Here is a 16743-nt window from a genome sequence, read left to right on the forward strand (position 1 = left end):
GTCCTTCTACTATTAGGTTTCGTTTTTCTTATCGTCGACCAGCGGACTGGCGTCGTGTTCAGCTTTGATCTCTTCTTCTGGCAGTGGTGCAGGCTCGGCGTCGACTGGCGCAACGAATGTCTCTGTGGAGATCGCCAGCGGCTGACCAATTTTGGTCACGGAAAGACTTTCAAGCTGCTCGACCAGATTCACTTTACCTGGCGCAAACAGGTTGATCACCGTGGAGCCCAGTTTAAAGCGACCCATTTCCTGACCCTTCAGCAGCGCCACGGAGCCTTCGCTTTCTCCGGCAGGCCAGGTCCAGCGTTTGATCACGCCCTCGCGCGGCGGCGTGATGGTTCCCGCCCAGACGGTTTCGATACTGCCAACAATCGTAGCACCGACCAGAATTTGCGCCATTGGACCAAACTCCGTATCGAACAGGCAGATAACACGCTCATTACGGGCAAACAGGTTCGGGACGTTCTGGGCCGTCAGATGGTTGACCGAGAACAGATCGCCCGGAACATAAATCATCTCACGCAGAATGCCGTTACATGGCATGTGCACGCGGTGGTAATCACGCGGTGACAGATAGGTGGTCACAAACGACCCGTTACGGAAAAGATCCGCCATCAGGTAGTTACCAGCCAGCAGGGCTTCAAGACTGTAGTTATGGCCTTTGGCCTGCAGGATTTTATCTTCTTCGATAGCGCCTAACTGGCTGATGACACCGTCAGCCGGCATGACCAGCACGTTCGGATCGGTATTCAACGGGCGAACGTCGTCACGCAGTGGGCGGACAAAGAAATCATTGAATGAGCGGTAGCTGGCGGTATCTGGCTTCTGCGCTTCTTTCATATCGACCTTGTAGTACTTCACGAACAGATCGATAACCAGCTTAGTCAGCCATCCCGCTCGTTTGCTCGCGCCCCAGCCCGCCAGGCGAGTGAGCCATAGTTTCGGCAGAATGTATTGTAGCGAAAGTTTAAATGAGTTTAACAAGGTAGCCTCCAGGCTATTGTTTTATCGTTCCTGACCCGGCGTTGATGCCGGATCCTGAAAAAGGGGGGACGATTCTAGCGATGCTTAGCTTAGTTGTCAGTCATCGGTATCAGAAAAGTTTTTACGCGTTTTTACCTGCGACATGCTTTCGAGAATACGGTGATAATTTTCGAAACGGGTTTCCGCAATTTTCCCGTCCTCTACGGCGGCACGAATGGCGCAGCCTGGGTCAGTGTCGTGCTTACAGTCACGATATTTGCACAGCCCCAGATAGTCATGAAATTCGACAAAGCCATGGGTGATTTGTTCCGGCTCCAGGTGCCACAGGCCGAATTCACGCACGCCAGGGGAATCGATGACGTCGCCGCCATGTGGGAAGTGGTAGAGGCGGGCCGCGGTGGTAGTGTGCTGTCCCAGACCGGAGTTGTCAGAGACATCATTGGTCAAAATGGCTTCCTGCAGACCGAGCAATGCGTTGAGCAGGCTGGATTTGCCAACGCCAGACTGACCGGCAAAGATGCTGATGCGCCCGGTCAGCGCTTCTTCCAGCGGTTTCAGACCATCCTGAGTGTGGCTGGAGACCATCAGCACGCGATAACCGATATGACGATAGATATCCATCTGCTCATTCACAAACGCCATGCTTTCGTCATCCAGCAGATCGATTTTGTTGAGTACGATGATCGGCTCAACCTGCAATGTCTCACAGGCCACCAGATACCTGTCGATAATATTGAGTGACAGCTCCGGTAAAATCGCGGAGACAATGACAATCTGGTCGATATTGGCGGCAATGGGTTTTACGCCATCGTAGAAGTCCGGGCGCGTCAATACCGAGGTACGTTCATGCACCGCCTCGACGATGCCTTTGACGTTGACCCCTTCCGCAGCCGCTTTGCCGGGACGCCAGACCACACGGTCGCCGGTCACTAGCGAGCGGATCGTCCGGCGAATGTTGCAGCGGTGAATTTCACCGTCGGCAGATTCGACGTCGGCATGCATGCCAAAACGGCTAATGACGATCCCTTCAGCGGTCTCGCCAAACAGGTTGTCATCGTAGTCTGGCTTCTCCTTAGACGTTTTAAGACGACGCTGGTGATTAGCGTTCACGCGGCGCTGTTGGCCTTTGGAGAGTTTATTTTTACTCAATCGTACTGGCTCCTGGTCGCCCATGTTGGGCAAAACATCTATGATACACACAATTCTAGTTGAGAGTAGTCACACAGAATGTGACGCATGAGGGGTGGAAAATAGCATGAGTGCCAATGAAAACAACTTGATTTGGATTGATCTGGAGATGACTGGTCTGGATCCCGAGCGCGATCGCATAATTGAAATCGCCACACTGGTCACCGATGCCAACCTGAATATTCTGGCTGAAGGGCCAACGATTGCTGTTCATCAGTCCGATGAACAGCTGGCGCTGATGGATGACTGGAACGTGCGTACCCATACCGGCAGCGGGCTGGTGGAGCGAGTGAAGGCGAGCACAATGGGTGAACGTGAAGCGGAACTGGCGACGATTGAATTTTTACAAGCGTGGGTGCCAGCGGGTAAGTCGCCAATCTGCGGGAACAGCATCGGACAGGATCGCCGTTTTTTGTTTAAGTACATGCCAGAACTGGAAGCGTATTTCCATTACCGCTACCTGGATGTCAGCACGCTGAAAGAGCTGGCTCGTCGGTGGAAACCCGAAATTCTGGACGGTTTGAGCAAGGAAGGAACGCACAAGGCGATGGATGATATCCGCGAGTCGGTGGCGGAACTGGCTTACTATCGTGAGAATTTTATTAAGCTTTAAAAGGTGGCTATGCCGGGTGGCGGCTTTACCTTACCCGGCCTACAGTTTACATCCGGGAAGCTTGCGTATACCGAAGATTGCCGCTAAATTACTCGCTTTGCTGATAAAATCGTCACTCAAACGAAATTCACAAAAAATTGCGTTTGAAGGGGTTGCAGGAGAAAGGATTTCTCGTATAATGCGCCTCCCGTAACGACAGAGAATTATGCGTTACGGCAGCAACAAATTTTAATCAAAGCATTTCATGTTGCAGCAAGGCAGCCAACACAGCAGCAACATGAAAGAYGAAGATTAAGCGGGAATAGCTCAGTTGGTAGAGCACGACCTTGCCAAGGTCGGGGTCGCGAGTTCGAGTCTCGTTTCCCGCTCCAAATTCTTATCTCCAGAAAATCAACCACAGTGCGTTTATGCGTTGGGGTCGTTTCGTTTTGTATCTGTCATACTCTTGTGAACAGAGTTATCCACAGCTTCGGATTTTTCTACGGAATATTCAAATACTTCGCTAAGTGAATAGTTTCTTTATAACTATCTGAAATCAAAGTTTAAATTAAGATTGCAAATTGTTAATGCGATCACTTGACGATTTTCTCGTTCTTGAATAGCAATGTGTTTTTATTTCTATGCACAGCCTGTGGACGATTCAGGCGTCCCGTGGAAGTCCCTTTTCGATAGCATTAACCAGTCGCCTTTGCTTTGGTGATTGCACCTCGATCACGTCGGCGTTTCGCTTCGCGATCTGCTGCGCGACGGCCCACTCAATGTGTTCATCAAGAAGTGGGTGCTCACCCCGGCGGCTTTCCAGTGCGGAAAGGGCGGCGTCACTCCAGGGCGCATTACCGAGTGCTACCGCAATATTACGCAGCCAGCGCAGATGACCAATACGACGAATGGCTGACCCTTCTGTGACTTTTAAAAACCAGGCTTCATTTCTGGCGAACAGCTCAATCAACTCGGGCGCATGAAGCGGCTTACGGGGACTGAAATCGTCTTCGTCAGTCAGCTGCGAGTAGCGATTCCATGGGCAAATCAACTGGCAGTCATCACAACCGTAGATCCGGTTGCCCATCAATGGTCGCAATGCTTCAGGGATTACGCCTTCCAGTTCGATGGTGAGGTAGGAGATGCAGCGACGCGCATCCACCGTGTAGGGGGCGACAATCGCCCCGGTCGGACAGGTGGTGATGCAGGCGACGCACTTTCCGCATCCTTCCGCCACGGGAGCATCGACCGGCAGGGGCAAATCAATCAGTAACTCACCAAGAAAGAAAAACGACCCGGCCTCACGGTTGAGGATTAGTGAGTGCTTACCTGTCCATCCCAGACCGGCTTTTTCTGCCAGCGGGCGCTCAAGTATGGGCGCAGAGTCGACAAAAGGTCTAAAATTCAGCGAGACACAGTGCTGCTGAATCCTCTCACCCAGCTTTTTGAGGCGGTTGCGTAAAAGCTTATGGTAGTCGCGGCCCAGGGCATAGCGACTGATGTAACCCTGCGAGGGATTTTTCAGCGTACGGGCAAACGCGGCGTGGGCGGGAAGATAGTTCATGCGCACGCTGATGACGCGAAGTGTGCCAGGCAGTAGCTCATGGGGACGCGCGCGCATCATGCCGTGGCGCGCCATCCAGTCCATTTCGCCGTGGTATTGTTTGTCCAGCCACGCCTGCAGTTTGGGTTCGGACTCGCTCAGGTCAGTATCGGTAATACCGACCTGCTGAAAGCCCAGTTCCAGCCCCCACTGCTTAATATTTTGCGCTAACTGATTGAGATCGAGGGGCTCTGACATGACGGACCATACAATGAAGAAAAACCCCATCAGTATACCACACTCCATCTGGCCCGCCGATGACATCAAACGGCTGGAGCGAGAAGCTGCTGACACGCTGGGGCTCACGTTGTTCGAACTGATGTTGCGAGCGGGCGAGGCGGTGTTTGACGTGGCGCGCGAGTCCCGGCCTTATGCCCGGCGCTGGTTGGTGCTCTGCGGTCACGGTAACAATGGTGGCGATGGCTATGTGGTGGCGAGGCTGGCGAAAGCAGCAGGGATTCTGGTCACCCTGGTAGCGCTGGAAAGCGATAAACCGCTGCCCGAGGAGGCCGCACAGGCGCGGGAAGCCTGGCTGAATGCAGGAGGCGTGATCCATTCCCCGGCGATCGCCTGGCCGGAAAATATCGACCTGATTATTGATGCGCTGCTGGGGATTGGGTTAACCCAGGCGCCGCGCGAGTCGTTGTCTGAATTAATCGAACGGGCAAACGCCCACCCTGCGCCTGTTGTCTCAATAGACATTCCTTCCGGGTTGCTGGCACAAACGGGCGCGACGCCCGGTGCGGTCATCCGGGCCGAACGCACGGTCACCTTTATCGTCCTGAAACCCGGTCTGCTGACGGGGAAAGCCCGGGATGTGACCGGGCGCCTTCATTTTAATTCGCTGGGACTGGACGACTGGCTGACAGGGCAGGACGCGCCGATTCAACGCTTTGACGCCTCACAACTTGCGCACTGGCTCTCTCCGCGTCGTGCAACGTCGCATAAAGGCGATCACGGTCGACTGGTGGTGATCGGCGGCGAACACGGCACGGCGGGAGCGATTCGACTGGCCGGTGAAGCGGCGCTGCGCGCCGGAGCGGGGCTGGTACGCGTGCTGACGCGCAGCGAAAATATCGCCCCGCTGCTGACCGCTCGTCCCGAACTGATGGTACATGAACTGACGCCGCAGTCCCTTGACGAAAGCCTCGCATGGGCGGATGTCATCATCATTGGCCCTGGGCTCGGGCAGGCGGAGTGGGGGAAGAAAGCGCTGCAAAAAGTCGAGAATTTCCGTAAACCGATGGTCTGGGACGCCGATGCGTTGAACCTGCTGGCAATCAATCCCGATAAACGTCACAATCGCGTCATCACACCGCATCCGGGAGAAGCCGCGCGGTTACTGGGGTGTTCTGTCGCAGAAATTGAAAGCGATCGCTTACATTCTGCACAGCGTCTGGTAAAACGTTACGGAGGCGTTGCGGTGTTGAAAGGGGCGGGAACGGTGGTTGCCGCACAACCGGAGGCGTTGGGAATTGCTGATGTCGGCAACGCAGGCATGGCCAGCGGCGGCATGGGCGATGTGCTTTCCGGTATTATTGGCGCATTGCTCGGACAGAAGTTTACCCCGTATGATGCAGCCTGTGCTGGCTGCGTGGCTCACGGTGCGGCGGCCGATGTTCTGGCGGCGCGTGCCGGTATGCGCGGCATGTTGGCAACCGATCTTTTTTCCACGCTACAGCGTATTGTTAACCCTGATGTGATTGACGTTTATCATGATGAATCGAGTAATTCCGCTACCTGACGAACAGGCAACATTAGACCTGGGACAACGGGTAGCCAAGGCCTGCAACGGCGCGACCGTGATCTATCTCTACGGTGATTTAGGCGCGGGTAAAACCACCTTTAGTCGGGGATTCCTGCAGGCGTTAGGCCATTCCGGTAATGTAAAAAGTCCAACCTATACGCTGGTCGAACCCTATTCTCTCGATAACCTGATGGTCTATCACTTCGATCTGTATCGTCTTGCCGATCCCGAGGAGCTCGAATTTATGGGGATCCGCGATTATTTTGCCAACGATGCCATTTGCCTGGTGGAATGGCCACAACAGGGTAAAGGTGTACTCCCGGACCCGGATGTCGAAATACACATAGATTACCAGGCGCAAGGTCGTGAGGCGCGCATCCGTGCTGTCTCCTCATCAGGTGATTCGTTGCTGGCGCGTTTAGCCGGTTAACCTTAAAGGTGGCGGGATGATTTATCGCATCAGAAATGGGTTGGTGGCCATGCTGGTTCTGCTGTGCGCGCAGGCCGGAGCCGCCAGCCTCTCCGATATCCAGGTCTCCAACGGCGATCGACAGGCGCGTATTACGCTCAGTTTTATTGGCGATCCCGATTATGCCTTTTCCCATGAAGGCAAACGTACCGTTGCGCTGGATATTAAGCAAACGGGGGTCATTCAGGGGCTTCCGCTGATGTTCAGCGGTAATAACCTGGTGAAGACCATTCGTTCCGGCACGGCGAAAGATCCACAGTCACTACGACTGATGGTGGATTTAACCGAAAACGGGAAAACCGAGGCGGTAAAACGGCAGAGTGGCGGAAACTACACGGTAGTCTTTACCATTAACGCCGATACGCCTCCGCCACCCCCCCCTGCTCCAGTCGTTGCTAAACGCGTCGAAACGCCGGTGGTGGCGCCGCGTCCGACTGAACCTGCGCGAAATCCGTTTAAAACCAGCAACGATCGCACCACCGCCGTGATCAGCAGCAATACGGCGACGCGCCCGGCGGCCAGAGCGACATCCAGCAATGGTGACAAAGTGGTGATCGCCATTGATGCCGGGCACGGTGGGCAGGATCCCGGCGCGATCGGCCCCGGCGGTACGCGAGAGAAAAATGTCACTATCGCGGTGGCCCGTAAACTGCGCACGCTGCTTAATGATGATCCGATGTTTAAAGGCGTGTTAACCCGTGACGGGGATTATTTTATCTCTGTGATGGGGCGCTCTGACGTGGCGCGTAAGCAAAACGCCAACTTCCTGGTGTCGATTCACGCCGATGCCGCGCCCAACCGCAGCGCTACGGGTGCCTCCGTGTGGGTGCTGTCGAACCGGCGCGCCAACAGCGAAATGGCGAACTGGCTTGAAGAACATGAAAAACAGTCGGAGCTGTTGGGCGGCGCGGGGGATGTGCTGGCAAACAGCCAGGCCGATCCGTACCTAAGTCAGGCGGTGCTGGATTTGCAGTTCGGCCATTCCCAACGCGTAGGGTATGATGTGGCAACCAACATGTTAGGCCAGCTCGAACGGATTGGGTCACTGCATAAACGGCGGCCTGAACATGCCAGCCTGGGCGTTCTGCGCTCGCCAGATATTCCCTCGGTGCTGGTGGAAACCGGGTTTATCAGTAATCACAGTGAAGAACGTCTGTTGGCGAGCGATGCGTATCAGCAACAACTGGCCGATGCGATTTACAAAGGGCTGCGTAACTACTTCCAGGCGCATCCGATGCAGTCGGCTCCGCAGGGAAGTGCGGCGCAAACCGCGAGCGCCGCTACGCCGGGTGAGTCGTTGATCAACTAAGGAATTTGCATGCCGATTCAGGTGTTACCGCCACAACTGGCGAACCAGATTGCCGCAGGTGAGGTGGTTGAGCGACCTGCATCGGTGGTCAAAGAGCTGGTGGAAAACAGCCTTGATGCCGGGGCAACGCGCATCGATATTGATATCGAGCGCGGCGGCGCGAAGCTGATCCGTATCCGTGACAATGGTTGCGGGATCAGGAAAGACGAACTGGCGCTGGCGCTGGCGCGGCACGCCACCAGTAAAATTGCCTCTCTTGACGATCTGGAAGCGATCATTAGCCTGGGTTTTCGCGGCGAAGCGCTGGCGAGTATCAGCTCGGTATCTCGCCTGACTCTCACGTCACGCACCGCAGAGCAACAGGAAGCCTGGCAAGCCTACGCCGAAGGGCGCGACATGGAGGTAACAGTCAAACCGGCCGCGCATCCGGTAGGCACCACGCTGGAAGTCCTCGATCTGTTCTACAACACCCCCGCCCGGCGCAAGTTTATGCGCACCGAGAAAACCGAATTCAATCATATTGACGAGATCATTCGGCGCATTGCGCTGGCGCGTTTTGATGTGACGATCAATTTGTCGCACAACGGCAAAATGGTACGTCAGTACCGTGCGGTGGCGAAAGAGGGGCCGCAAGAGCGTCGTCTGGGCGCCATTTGTGGTACGCCGTTTCTTGAGCATGCGCTGGCGATTGAGTGGCAGCATGGCGATCTGACCTTACGCGGCTGGGTCGCCGATCCCAATCACACCACGACGGCGCTGGCGGAAATTCAGTACTGCTACGTCAACGGACGCATGATGCGCGACAGGTTGATCAACCACGCCATTCGTCAGGCCTGTGAAGATAAGCTGGGCGCCGATCAACAGCCTGCATTTGTGCTTTACCTTGAGATTGACCCGCATCAGGTGGATGTCAACGTGCACCCGGCCAAGCATGAAGTGCGTTTTCATCAGTCGCGCCTGGTCCATGACTTTATCTACCAGGGCGTGCTGAGCGTGCTGCAACAGCAGCTTGAATCGCCATTGCCGCTGGAAGCAGAAGGCGAACCCGCGCCCCGGCACGTTCCGGAAAACCGTGTGGCTGCAGGGCGTAACCATTTTGCTGAGCCGGCGCAGGCCCGCGAACCTACGGCACCGCGCTACGCCTCCACACCGACAGCGGGCAGCAGCACGCCGCGCCCAACGGCGGCAAGCTGGCCGCATGCCCAGCCGGGCTACCAGAAACAGCAGGGCGAGGTGTATCGCCAGCTCCTGCAAACGCCGATACCTGCGACAAAATCATCGCCTGCGCCGGAGCCAGCTGTGTCAGCACTGTCGGGACACTGTCAGAGCTTTGGCCGTGTGCTCACGATTGTGGGCAACGACTGCGCGCTGCTGGAGCGCGATGGGAGTATTCACCTGCTGGCGCTGCCCGTGGCAGAACGCTGGCTGCGTCAGGCGCAGCTTTCGCCGGGAGAGGGGCAGGTTTGCGCTCAGCCGTTGCTGATCCCGCTGCGGCTAAAAGTGTCTGCAGAGGAAAAGGCCGCGCTGGAAAATGCGCAGGGCGCACTGGTGGAATTGGGGATTGAATTTCAGGCAGATGCCCAGCATGTGACCATTCGGGCGGTGCCTTTACCCTTACGCCAACAAAATTTACAAATCTTGATTCCTGAACTGATAGGCTACCTGACGCAACAGTCAGCGCGTGAACCTGGTAATCTGGCGCAGTGGATTGCGCGTAATTTGATGAGTGAGCATACGCAGTGGACAATGGCTCAGGCCATTACCCTGCTGGCTGATGTGGAGCGGCTTTGCCCGCAGCTCGTGAAGGCGCCGCCGGGTGGTCTGTTACAACCTGTTGATTTACATACGGCGATGAATGCCCTGAAACATGAGTGATATCAGTAAGGCGAGCCTGCCAAAGGCAATTTTTTTGATGGGGCCTACGGCCTCGGGTAAAACGGCGCTAGCGATTGAATTGCGTAAAGTTTTGCCAGTAGAGTTGATAAGCGTCGATTCCGCCCTTATTTACAAAGGGATGGATATCGGGACGGCGAAGCCGGACGCTGAAGAGTTAAAGGCGGCTCCGCACCGATTGCTGGATATTCGCGATCCGTCGCAGGCGTATTCTGCTGCGGATTTCCGCCGCGATGCGCTGGCGGAGATGAGCGAGATCACTGCGGCGGGGCGTATTCCGCTGTTAGTGGGCGGTACGATGTTGTATTTCAAGGCATTGCTGGAAGGTCTTTCGCCGTTACCGTCGGCAGACCCGCAGGTCAGGGCCAGAATTGAGCAACAGGCGGCAGAGCAAGGGTGGGATGCGTTGCACCAACAGCTTCAGACAATCGATCCGGTTGCGGCTGCGCGTATTCATCCAAATGATCCGCAAAGACTTTCCCGGGCACTGGAAGTTTTTTTCATTTCGGGTAAAACTTTAACGGAACTGACGCAAACGTCAGGTGATGCTTTACCGTACCAGGTGCATCAGTTTGCCATCGCCCCAGCGAGCCGTGAGCTGTTGCATCAACGCATCGAGCAGCGTTTTCATCAGATGTTGGCTTCAGGATTTGAAGCAGAAGTTCGGGCGCTTTTTGCCCGTGGAGATTTGCATACGGACTTGCCTTCCATTCGTTGTGTGGGATACCGCCAGATGTGGTCATACCTTGAAGGCGAAATATCATACGATGAAATGGTTTATAGAGGTGTTTGCGCCACGAGGCAGTTGGCAAAGCGCCAGGTAACCTGGTTACGCGGTTGGGAAGGAGTGCACTGGCTTGACAGTGAGAAACCTGAGCAGGCGCGGAACGAAGTATTACAGGTTGTTGGTGCTATCGCGAACTGAATGTGTACAATTAAGGCGTATCGTGCGCAATTTTCAGAATCGAAAGATTCAAAGTACAAATAAGCATATAAGGAAAAGAGAGAATGGCTAAGGGGCAATCTTTACAAGATCCGTTCCTGAACGCACTGCGTCGGGAACGTGTTCCAGTTTCTATTTATTTGGTGAATGGTATTAAGCTGCAAGGTCAAATCGAGTCTTTTGATCAGTTTGTGATCCTGTTGAAAAACACGGTCAGTCAGATGGTTTATAAGCACGCGATTTCTACTGTTGTCCCGTCTCGCCCGGTTTCTCATCATAGTAACAATGCCGGTGGCGGTACCAGCAGTAACTATCATCACGGTAGCGGCGCGCAGGGTTCTGCGACGCAACAGGACAGCGAAGAGACCGAATAAGGTTTTTGGCTGTTTTACACACGGGGAGCCAGAATTTCTGCGTTCCCCGCTGATCTATATCGAGGGGTTGACGCTTGTTTGACCGTTATGACGCCGGTGAGCAGGCGGTACTGGTACACATCTATTTTTCGCAAGACAAAGATATGGAAGACCTCCAGGAGTTTGAATCTCTGGTCTCTTCCGCCGGTGTCGAAGCAATGCAGGTGATTACCGGTAGCCGTAAAGCACCGCACCCGAAGTACTTTGTTGGTGAAGGTAAAGCCGTTGAAATTGCGGAAGCCGTAAAAGCGACAGGCGCTGCCGTCGTATTATTCGATCATGCATTGAGTCCGGCCCAGGAACGTAACCTGGAGCGCCTGTGTGAGTGTCGTGTTATCGACCGCACTGGCCTTATCTTAGATATTTTTGCGCAGCGTGCACGTACCCATGAGGGGAAATTGCAGGTTGAACTGGCGCAGTTGCGCCATCTGGCTACGCGTCTTGTCCGTGGCTGGACCCACCTTGAAAGACAGAAAGGCGGGATTGGTTTGCGCGGTCCGGGTGAAACCCAGCTCGAAACCGACCGCCGTTTATTGCGAAACCGTATATTGCAGATCCAGTCGCGCCTGGAAAAAGTTGAAAAGCAACGTGAGCAGGGGCGACAGTCGCGCATTAAGGCGGATGTCCCGACCGTCTCGCTGGTGGGATATACCAACGCCGGAAAATCCACCCTTTTCAATCAGATAACCGAAGCCAGGGTCTATGCGGCAGATCAACTGTTTGCGACCCTGGATCCGACGCTGCGTCGCATTGACGTGGCGGATGTCGGGGAGACCGTGCTGGCGGATACCGTTGGGTTTATCCGTCATCTTCCGCACGATCTGGTTGCGGCGTTTAAAGCGACCCTCCAGGAAACGCGTCAGGCGACACTGTTGCTGCATGTGGTTGATGCAGCGGATGTGCGCGTGCAGGAAAACATCGACGCAGTGGATACGGTTCTCGAAGAGATCGATGCTCACGAGATCCCGTCCCTGATGGTGATGAACAAGATCGATATGCTGGATGACTTTGAACCGCGTATCGACCGGGATGAAGAGAACAAACCGATCCGTGTCTGGCTTTCCGCGCAGACAGGGGTTGGGATACCACAGCTTTTTCAGGCTTTGACGGAGCGACTTTCCGGCGAGGTGGCGCAGCATACGTTGCGTTTGCCGCCGCAGGAAGGGCGTCTGAGAAGCCGTTTTTATCAGCTTCAGGCAATAGAAAAAGAGTGGATGGAGGATGACGGTAGCGTAAGTCTGCAAGTTCGCCTGCCGATCGTTGACTGGCGTCGCCTCTGTAAACAAGAACCGGCTTTGGAAGACTATGTTGTCTGATCTGACGGATATGGCCTGAAGATTTTTTCGCCTCTGTACCTTGTGGAGGTTGAGCGGCAGGAAGGCGGCACGTCCTGAAAGCCCCCGGAGCATGGTCAACGATGTGACGGGTGTTGAGAGACGTAGCCAACGCATCTGCCGCGCAAAAAACACAGGTATAGCATCGCATAACAAATATGGAGCACAAACATGGCGTGGAATCAGCCCGGTAATAACGGACAAGACCGCGACCCGTGGGGAAGCAGCAAACCAGGCGGCAACTCTGAGGGAAATGGAAACAAAGGTGGTCGCGAGCAGGGGCCACCTGATCTCGATGACATCTTTCGCAAGCTGAGTAAAAAACTCGGTGGATTGGGAGGCGGTAAAGGTACCGGCTCTGGCGGCGGAAGCTCATCACAAGGCCCGCGCCCGCATCTGGGCGGACGTGTCGTCTCCATCGCGGCGGCAGCTATCGTCATTATCTGGGCGGCGAGCGGTTTCTACACCATCAAAGAAGCAGAGCGCGGCGTGGTGACACGCTTTGGTAAGTTCAGCCATCTGGTTGAACCGGGCCTGAACTGGAAGCCGACGTTTATCGACGAGGTGACGCCGGTGAACGTGGAAGCCGTCCGCGAACTGGCCGCTTCCGGTGTGATGCTGACGTCAGATGAGAACGTGGTGCGCGTTGAGATGAACGTGCAGTACCGCATCACCGATCCGCAAAAATATCTGTTTAGCGTAACCAGCGCGGATGACAGTCTGCGTCAGGCGACCGACAGCGCCCTGCGCGGCGTGATCGGTAAATACACCATGGACCGTATCCTGACCGAAGGGCGTACCGTTATTCGTAGCGATACCCAGCGTGAACTGGAAGAGACCATTCGTCCGTATAACATGGGTATTACCCTGCTGGACGTCAACTTCCAGGCTGCACGTCCGCCGGAAGAGGTGAAAGCGGCGTTTGACGATGCCATTGCTGCCCGTGAGAACGAACAGCAGTACATCCGTGAAGCGGAAGCGTATACCAACGAAGTTCAGCCGCGTGCGAACGGTCAGGCACAGCGTATCCTCGAAGAGGCGCGTGCTTACAGAACGCAAACCATCCTGGAAGCGCAGGGTGAAGTGGCGCGCTTCGCGAAAATTCTTCCGGAATATAAAGCGGCGCCAGAGATTACCCGCGAGCGTCTGTATATCGAGACGATGGAAAAAGTGTTGAGCCATACCCGTAAAGTGTTGGTTAACGACAAAGGTGGCAATCTGATGGTTCTGCCATTGGATCAGATGCTGAAAGGCGCGAGCGCGCCAGCGGCAAAGAGCGATAGCGGTTCGAACCTGCTGCGTCTGCCCTCCACGTCATCTTCCAGCAGCAGCGGAGCAAGCAACACCTCGTCCACCAGTCAGGGCGATATTATGGACCAACGCCGCGCTAACGCGCAGCGTAACGACTACCAGCGTCAGGGGGAATAACGATGCGTAAGTCAGTTATTGCGATTATCATCATCGTGCTGGTAGTGCTGTACACCTCAATTTTCGTGGTGAAAGAAGGCGAGCGCGGAATTAAGTTCCAGTTCAGCAGCGTCGTGCGTGATGCCGACAAAAAACCATTGATTTATGAGCCGGGTCTGCACTTTAAGGTACCGTTTATTCAGTCGGTGAAAATGCTCGACGCGCGTATCCAGACGATGGATAACCAGGCCGATCGCTTTGTCACCAAAGAGAAGAAAGACCTGATTGTCGACTCTTACATCAAATGGCGCATCAGCGATTTCAGCCGTTACTTCCTGGCGACGGGCGGCGGCGATATTTCTCAGGCCGAAGTTCTGTTGAAACGTAAGTTCTCTGACCGTTTGCGTTCTGAGATTGGTCGTCTGGATGTGAAAGACATCGTGACCGACTCCCGTGGTCGTCTGACCCTGGAAGTGCGTGACGCTCTGAACTCTGGCTCTGCCGGAACCGAAGACGAAGTGGCAACCCCGGCAGCAGATAACGCGATTGCCGAAGCCGCTGAACGTGTTCAGGCTGAAACCAACGGCAATGTGCCGGTGATCAACCCGAACAGTATGGCCGCATTGGGTATCGAAGTGGTCGACGTGCGGATCAAGCAGATCAACCTGCCGACCGAAGTGTCTGAAGCGATCTATAACCGTATGCGCGCTGAGCGTGAAGCGGTAGCGCGTCGTCACCGTTCACAAGGTCAGGAAGAAGCGGAAAAACTGCGCGCGACAGCCGACTATGAAGTGACCAAAACGCTGGCGGAAGCTGAGCGTCAGGGGCGTATCATGCGCGGTGAAGGGGATGCAGAAGCGGCGAAGCTGTTTGCCGATGCGTTCAGCCAGGACCCTGACTTCTACGCCTTTATTCGTAGCCTGCGCGCTTACGAGAAGAGCTTCGAAGGCAATCAGGATGTCATGGTCATGAGCCCGGACAGCGATTTCTTCCGCTACATGAAGACACCGAATACCGCAACGCGATAATATCGTCGCAACGGTTTTAGGTTAGACGCATAAAACCACCGCATCCTCAGGGATGCCGGTGGTTTTCTTTTTATAAAGGACGTCCGATGAACTCAACAATCTGGCTCGCGCTTGCGCTGGTGTTAGTGCTTGAAGGTTTAGGTCCGATGCTTTACCCGCGAGCATGGAAGAAGATGATTTCTGCCATGACGCAGTTGCCTGAAAATACTTTACGTCGTTTTGGTGGTGGACTTGTGGTTGCGGGCATTGTGGTCTACTACATGTTGAGGAAAACGATTGGCTGATCAAAAAACGTGCGAATTTAGCTAATTTTTGCATGCAAAAAGTGCTGTATATCTGAAAAAGCGATGGTAGAATCCATTTTTAAGCAAACGGTGATTTTGAAAAATGGGTAACAACGTCGTCGTACTGGGCACCCAATGGGGTGACGAAGGTAAAGGAAAGATCGTCGATCTTCTGACTGAACGGGCTAAATATGTTGTACGCTACCAGGGCGGTCACAACGCAGGCCATACTCTCGTAATCAACGGTGAAAAAACCGTCCTCCATCTTATTCCATCAGGTATTCTCCGCGAGAACGTCATCAGCATCATCGGTAACGGTGTTGTGCTGTCTCCGGCTGCGCTGATGAAAGAGATGAAAGGACTGGAAGATCGTGGTGTTCCTGTTCGCGAGCGTCTGCTGTTGTCTGAAGCATGCCCGCTGATTCTGGACTACCACGTTGCGCTGGATAACGCGCGTGAGAAAGCACGTGGCGCGAAAGCGATCGGGACTACCGGTCGTGGTATCGGGCCGGCTTACGAAGACAAAGTCGCCCGTCGCGGTCTGCGCGTTGGCGATCTGTTCGACAAAGCCACCTTCGCTGAAAAACTGAAAGAAGTGATGGAATATCACAACTTCCAGCTGGTTAACTTCTACAAAGTTGACGCGGTTGACTACCAGAAAGTGCTGGATGATGTGATGGCGATTGCCGACATCCTGACCTCGATGGTTGTTGATGTGTCCGATCTGCTGGACCAGGCGCGCAAGCGTGGCGATTTCGTCATGTTCGAAGGCGCGCAGGGTACGCTGCTGGATATTGACCACGGTACCTATCCGTACGTAACGTCCTCTAACACCACTGCGGGTGGCGTGGCAACAGGTTCTGGCCTGGGTCCGCGTTATGTGGATTACGTGCTGGGTATCATCAAAGCTTACTCCACGCGTGTGGGGGCGGGTCCGTTCCCGACTGAGCTGTTTGATGACATCGGTGAGTTCCTGTGCAAACAGGGTAACGAATACGGTGCTACCACGGGGCGTCGTCGTCGTACTGGCTGGCTGGACTCCGTTGCTGTGCGTCGTGCAGTACAGATCAACTCCCTGTCGGGCTTCTGCCTGACCAAACTGGACGTACTGGACGGTTTGAAAGAGGTGAAAATCTGTGTCGCTTATCGTATGCCGGATGGCCGTGAAGTGACCACAACACCGCTGGCGGCTGACGATTGGGAAGGTATCGAGCCGATTTACGAAACCATGCCAGGCTGGTCTGAGTCCACCTTCGGCGTGAAAGAGCGTAGCGGTTTGCCACAGGCAGCGCTGAACTACATTAAGCGTATCGAAGAACTGACCGGTGTACCGATTGATATTATTTCGACTGGCCCGGATCGTACTGAGACCATGATTCTGCGTGACCCGTTCGACGCATAATTTGGGTTCGTGGCGCAGTGCCTGATGGTGCTGCGCTTATCAGGCCTACAAAGTGTAGTTAGCCGGACAAGATGCCAGGCGTCGTCATCCGGCTTAATCGTGCGTTAAATCCTCGCTTTTTTCCTTCCGAACTGAAATAAATTAGCG

At 54.8% G+C, this 16743-nt stretch carries 15 protein-coding genes and 1 tRNA gene; 13 read left to right on the plus strand and 3 right to left on the minus strand.

All coding sequences use genetic code 11. From position 1 onward, the window contains the following. Nucleotides 1-12 precede the first annotated feature (12 nt). A complete protein-coding gene (gene asd, locus JTI98_RS07390) occupies nucleotides 13-984 on the minus strand; it encodes an archaetidylserine decarboxylase (protein WP_044327157.1) in 972 nt (323 codons plus the stop codon). A 96-nt stretch (nucleotides 985-1080) separates the two neighbouring features. Further along, complete coding sequence (gene rsgA / locus JTI98_RS07395; RefSeq protein ID WP_044327158.1) at nucleotides 1081-2133, minus strand: small ribosomal subunit biogenesis GTPase RsgA; 1053 nt, start codon at nucleotides 2131-2133, stop codon at nucleotides 1081-1083. A gap of 106 nt (nucleotides 2134-2239) precedes the next feature. On the opposite strand from rsgA, the gene orn reads away from it, so the two are divergent. Next, a complete protein-coding gene (gene orn, locus JTI98_RS07400) occupies nucleotides 2240-2785 on the plus strand; it encodes an oligoribonuclease (RefSeq protein WP_042999177.1) in 546 nt (181 codons plus the stop codon). 295 nt (nucleotides 2786-3080) lie between these two features. Beyond that, nucleotides 3081-3156 (plus strand) — tRNA-Gly (locus tag JTI98_RS07405). Nucleotides 3157-3425: 269 nt separating this feature from the next. Here the strand turns inward: JTI98_RS07405 and queG are convergent. Further along, nucleotides 3426-4565: a tRNA epoxyqueuosine(34) reductase QueG gene (gene queG, locus JTI98_RS07410; RefSeq protein ID WP_216082087.1), complete on the minus strand. Its 1140-nt coding sequence runs from the start codon at nucleotides 4563-4565 to the stop codon at nucleotides 3426-3428. Here queG and nnr point away from each other — a divergent pair. The 11 genes from nnr to purA all read left to right on the plus strand — a co-directional run bounded on the left by nnr (nucleotide 4564) and on the right by purA (nucleotide 16596). Further along, nucleotides 4564-6111, plus strand: coding sequence for a bifunctional ADP-dependent NAD(P)H-hydrate dehydratase/NAD(P)H-hydrate epimerase (gene nnr / locus JTI98_RS07415; protein WP_216082088.1), 1548 nt, complete (start codon nucleotides 4564-4566; stop codon nucleotides 6109-6111). The two genes, queG and nnr, sit on opposite strands and share 2 nt — an antisense overlap. Beyond that, nucleotides 6083-6544, plus strand: a complete 462-nt coding sequence (gene tsaE / locus JTI98_RS07420) for a tRNA (adenosine(37)-N6)-threonylcarbamoyltransferase complex ATPase subunit type 1 TsaE (protein ID WP_042999180.1) — start codon at nucleotides 6083-6085, stop codon at nucleotides 6542-6544. Before nnr ends, tsaE begins: the two co-directional genes overlap by 29 nt. 16 nt (nucleotides 6545-6560) lie before the next feature. After that, on the plus strand, nucleotides 6561-7892 hold the full coding sequence (amiB, locus tag JTI98_RS07425) for an N-acetylmuramoyl-L-alanine amidase AmiB (protein ID WP_054177260.1): 1332 nt from the start codon (nucleotides 6561-6563) through the stop codon (nucleotides 7890-7892). 9 nt (nucleotides 7893-7901) lie between these two features. Next, nucleotides 7902-9767: a DNA mismatch repair endonuclease MutL gene (gene mutL / locus JTI98_RS07430; protein ID WP_216082089.1), complete on the plus strand. Its 1866-nt coding sequence runs from the start codon at nucleotides 7902-7904 to the stop codon at nucleotides 9765-9767. Then, entirely contained in the window at nucleotides 9760-10710 is a 951-nt protein-coding gene (gene miaA, locus JTI98_RS07435; RefSeq protein WP_044265686.1) for a tRNA (adenosine(37)-N6)-dimethylallyltransferase MiaA, read from the plus strand. The genes mutL and miaA overlap by 8 nt, the downstream gene beginning before the upstream one ends. Before the next feature lie 83 nt (nucleotides 10711-10793). Beyond that, the gene (gene hfq, locus JTI98_RS07440) at nucleotides 10794-11102 is read left to right on the plus strand and encodes an RNA chaperone Hfq (RefSeq protein ID WP_042999184.1); all 309 of its coding nucleotides are present in this window, start codon (nucleotides 10794-10796) and stop codon (nucleotides 11100-11102) included. A 74-nt stretch (nucleotides 11103-11176) separates the two neighbouring features. Continuing rightward, entirely contained in the window at nucleotides 11177-12457 is a 1281-nt protein-coding gene (gene hflX / locus JTI98_RS07445; protein WP_042321426.1) for a ribosome rescue GTPase HflX, read from the plus strand. A gap of 189 nt (nucleotides 12458-12646) precedes the next feature. After that, the gene (hflK, locus tag JTI98_RS07450; protein WP_042999185.1) at nucleotides 12647-13903 is read left to right on the plus strand and encodes an FtsH protease activity modulator HflK; all 1257 of its coding nucleotides are present in this window, start codon (nucleotides 12647-12649) and stop codon (nucleotides 13901-13903) included. A gap of 2 nt (nucleotides 13904-13905) precedes the next feature. Then, nucleotides 13906-14910: a protease modulator HflC gene (hflC, locus tag JTI98_RS07455; RefSeq protein WP_042321433.1), complete on the plus strand. Its 1005-nt coding sequence runs from the start codon at nucleotides 13906-13908 to the stop codon at nucleotides 14908-14910. Nucleotides 14911-14996: 86 nt separating this feature from the next. Next, complete coding sequence (locus JTI98_RS07460; protein ID WP_042321436.1) at nucleotides 14997-15194, plus strand: DUF2065 domain-containing protein; 198 nt, start codon at nucleotides 14997-14999, stop codon at nucleotides 15192-15194. A 103-nt stretch (nucleotides 15195-15297) separates the two neighbouring features. Beyond that, complete coding sequence (gene purA, locus JTI98_RS07465) at nucleotides 15298-16596, plus strand: adenylosuccinate synthase (protein ID WP_042321439.1); 1299 nt, start codon at nucleotides 15298-15300, stop codon at nucleotides 16594-16596. Nucleotides 16597-16743: the final 147 nt, after the last annotated feature.

It is taken from the genome of Citrobacter sp. MGH 55 (genome assembly GCF_016906145.1).
Classification (GTDB): domain Bacteria; phylum Pseudomonadota; class Gammaproteobacteria; order Enterobacterales; family Enterobacteriaceae; genus Citrobacter_A; species Citrobacter_A amalonaticus.

What these genes read in the sequence shown, in the direction of transcription:
- hflC (WP_042321433.1), top strand. Translation starts at nt 13,906, where the DNA reads ATGCGTAAGTCAGTTATTGCGATTATCATCATCGTGCTGGTAGTGCTG.
- hflK (WP_042999185.1), top strand. Translation starts at nt 12,647, where the DNA reads ATGGCGTGGAATCAGCCCGGTAATAACGGACAAGACCGCGACCCGTGG.
- amiB (WP_054177260.1), top strand. Translation starts at nt 6,561, where the DNA reads ATGATTTATCGCATCAGAAATGGGTTGGTGGCCATGCTGGTTCTGCTG.
- miaA (WP_044265686.1), top strand. Translation starts at nt 9,760, where the DNA reads ATGAGTGATATCAGTAAGGCGAGCCTGCCAAAGGCAATTTTTTTGATG.
- purA (WP_042321439.1), top strand. Translation starts at nt 15,298, where the DNA reads ATGGGTAACAACGTCGTCGTACTGGGCACCCAATGGGGTGACGAAGGT.
- tsaE (WP_042999180.1), top strand. Translation starts at nt 6,083, where the DNA reads ATGATGAATCGAGTAATTCCGCTACCTGACGAACAGGCAACATTAGAC.
- queG (WP_216082087.1), bottom strand. Translation starts at nt 4,565, where the DNA reads ATGTCAGAGCCCCTCGATCTCAATCAGTTAGCGCAAAATATTAAGCAG.
- mutL (WP_216082089.1), top strand. Translation starts at nt 7,902, where the DNA reads ATGCCGATTCAGGTGTTACCGCCACAACTGGCGAACCAGATTGCCGCA.
- JTI98_RS07460 (WP_042321436.1), top strand. Translation starts at nt 14,997, where the DNA reads ATGAACTCAACAATCTGGCTCGCGCTTGCGCTGGTGTTAGTGCTTGAA.
- orn (WP_042999177.1), top strand. Translation starts at nt 2,240, where the DNA reads ATGAGTGCCAATGAAAACAACTTGATTTGGATTGATCTGGAGATGACT.
- hfq (WP_042999184.1), top strand. Translation starts at nt 10,794, where the DNA reads ATGGCTAAGGGGCAATCTTTACAAGATCCGTTCCTGAACGCACTGCGT.
- nnr (WP_216082088.1), top strand. Translation starts at nt 4,564, where the DNA reads ATGACGGACCATACAATGAAGAAAAACCCCATCAGTATACCACACTCC.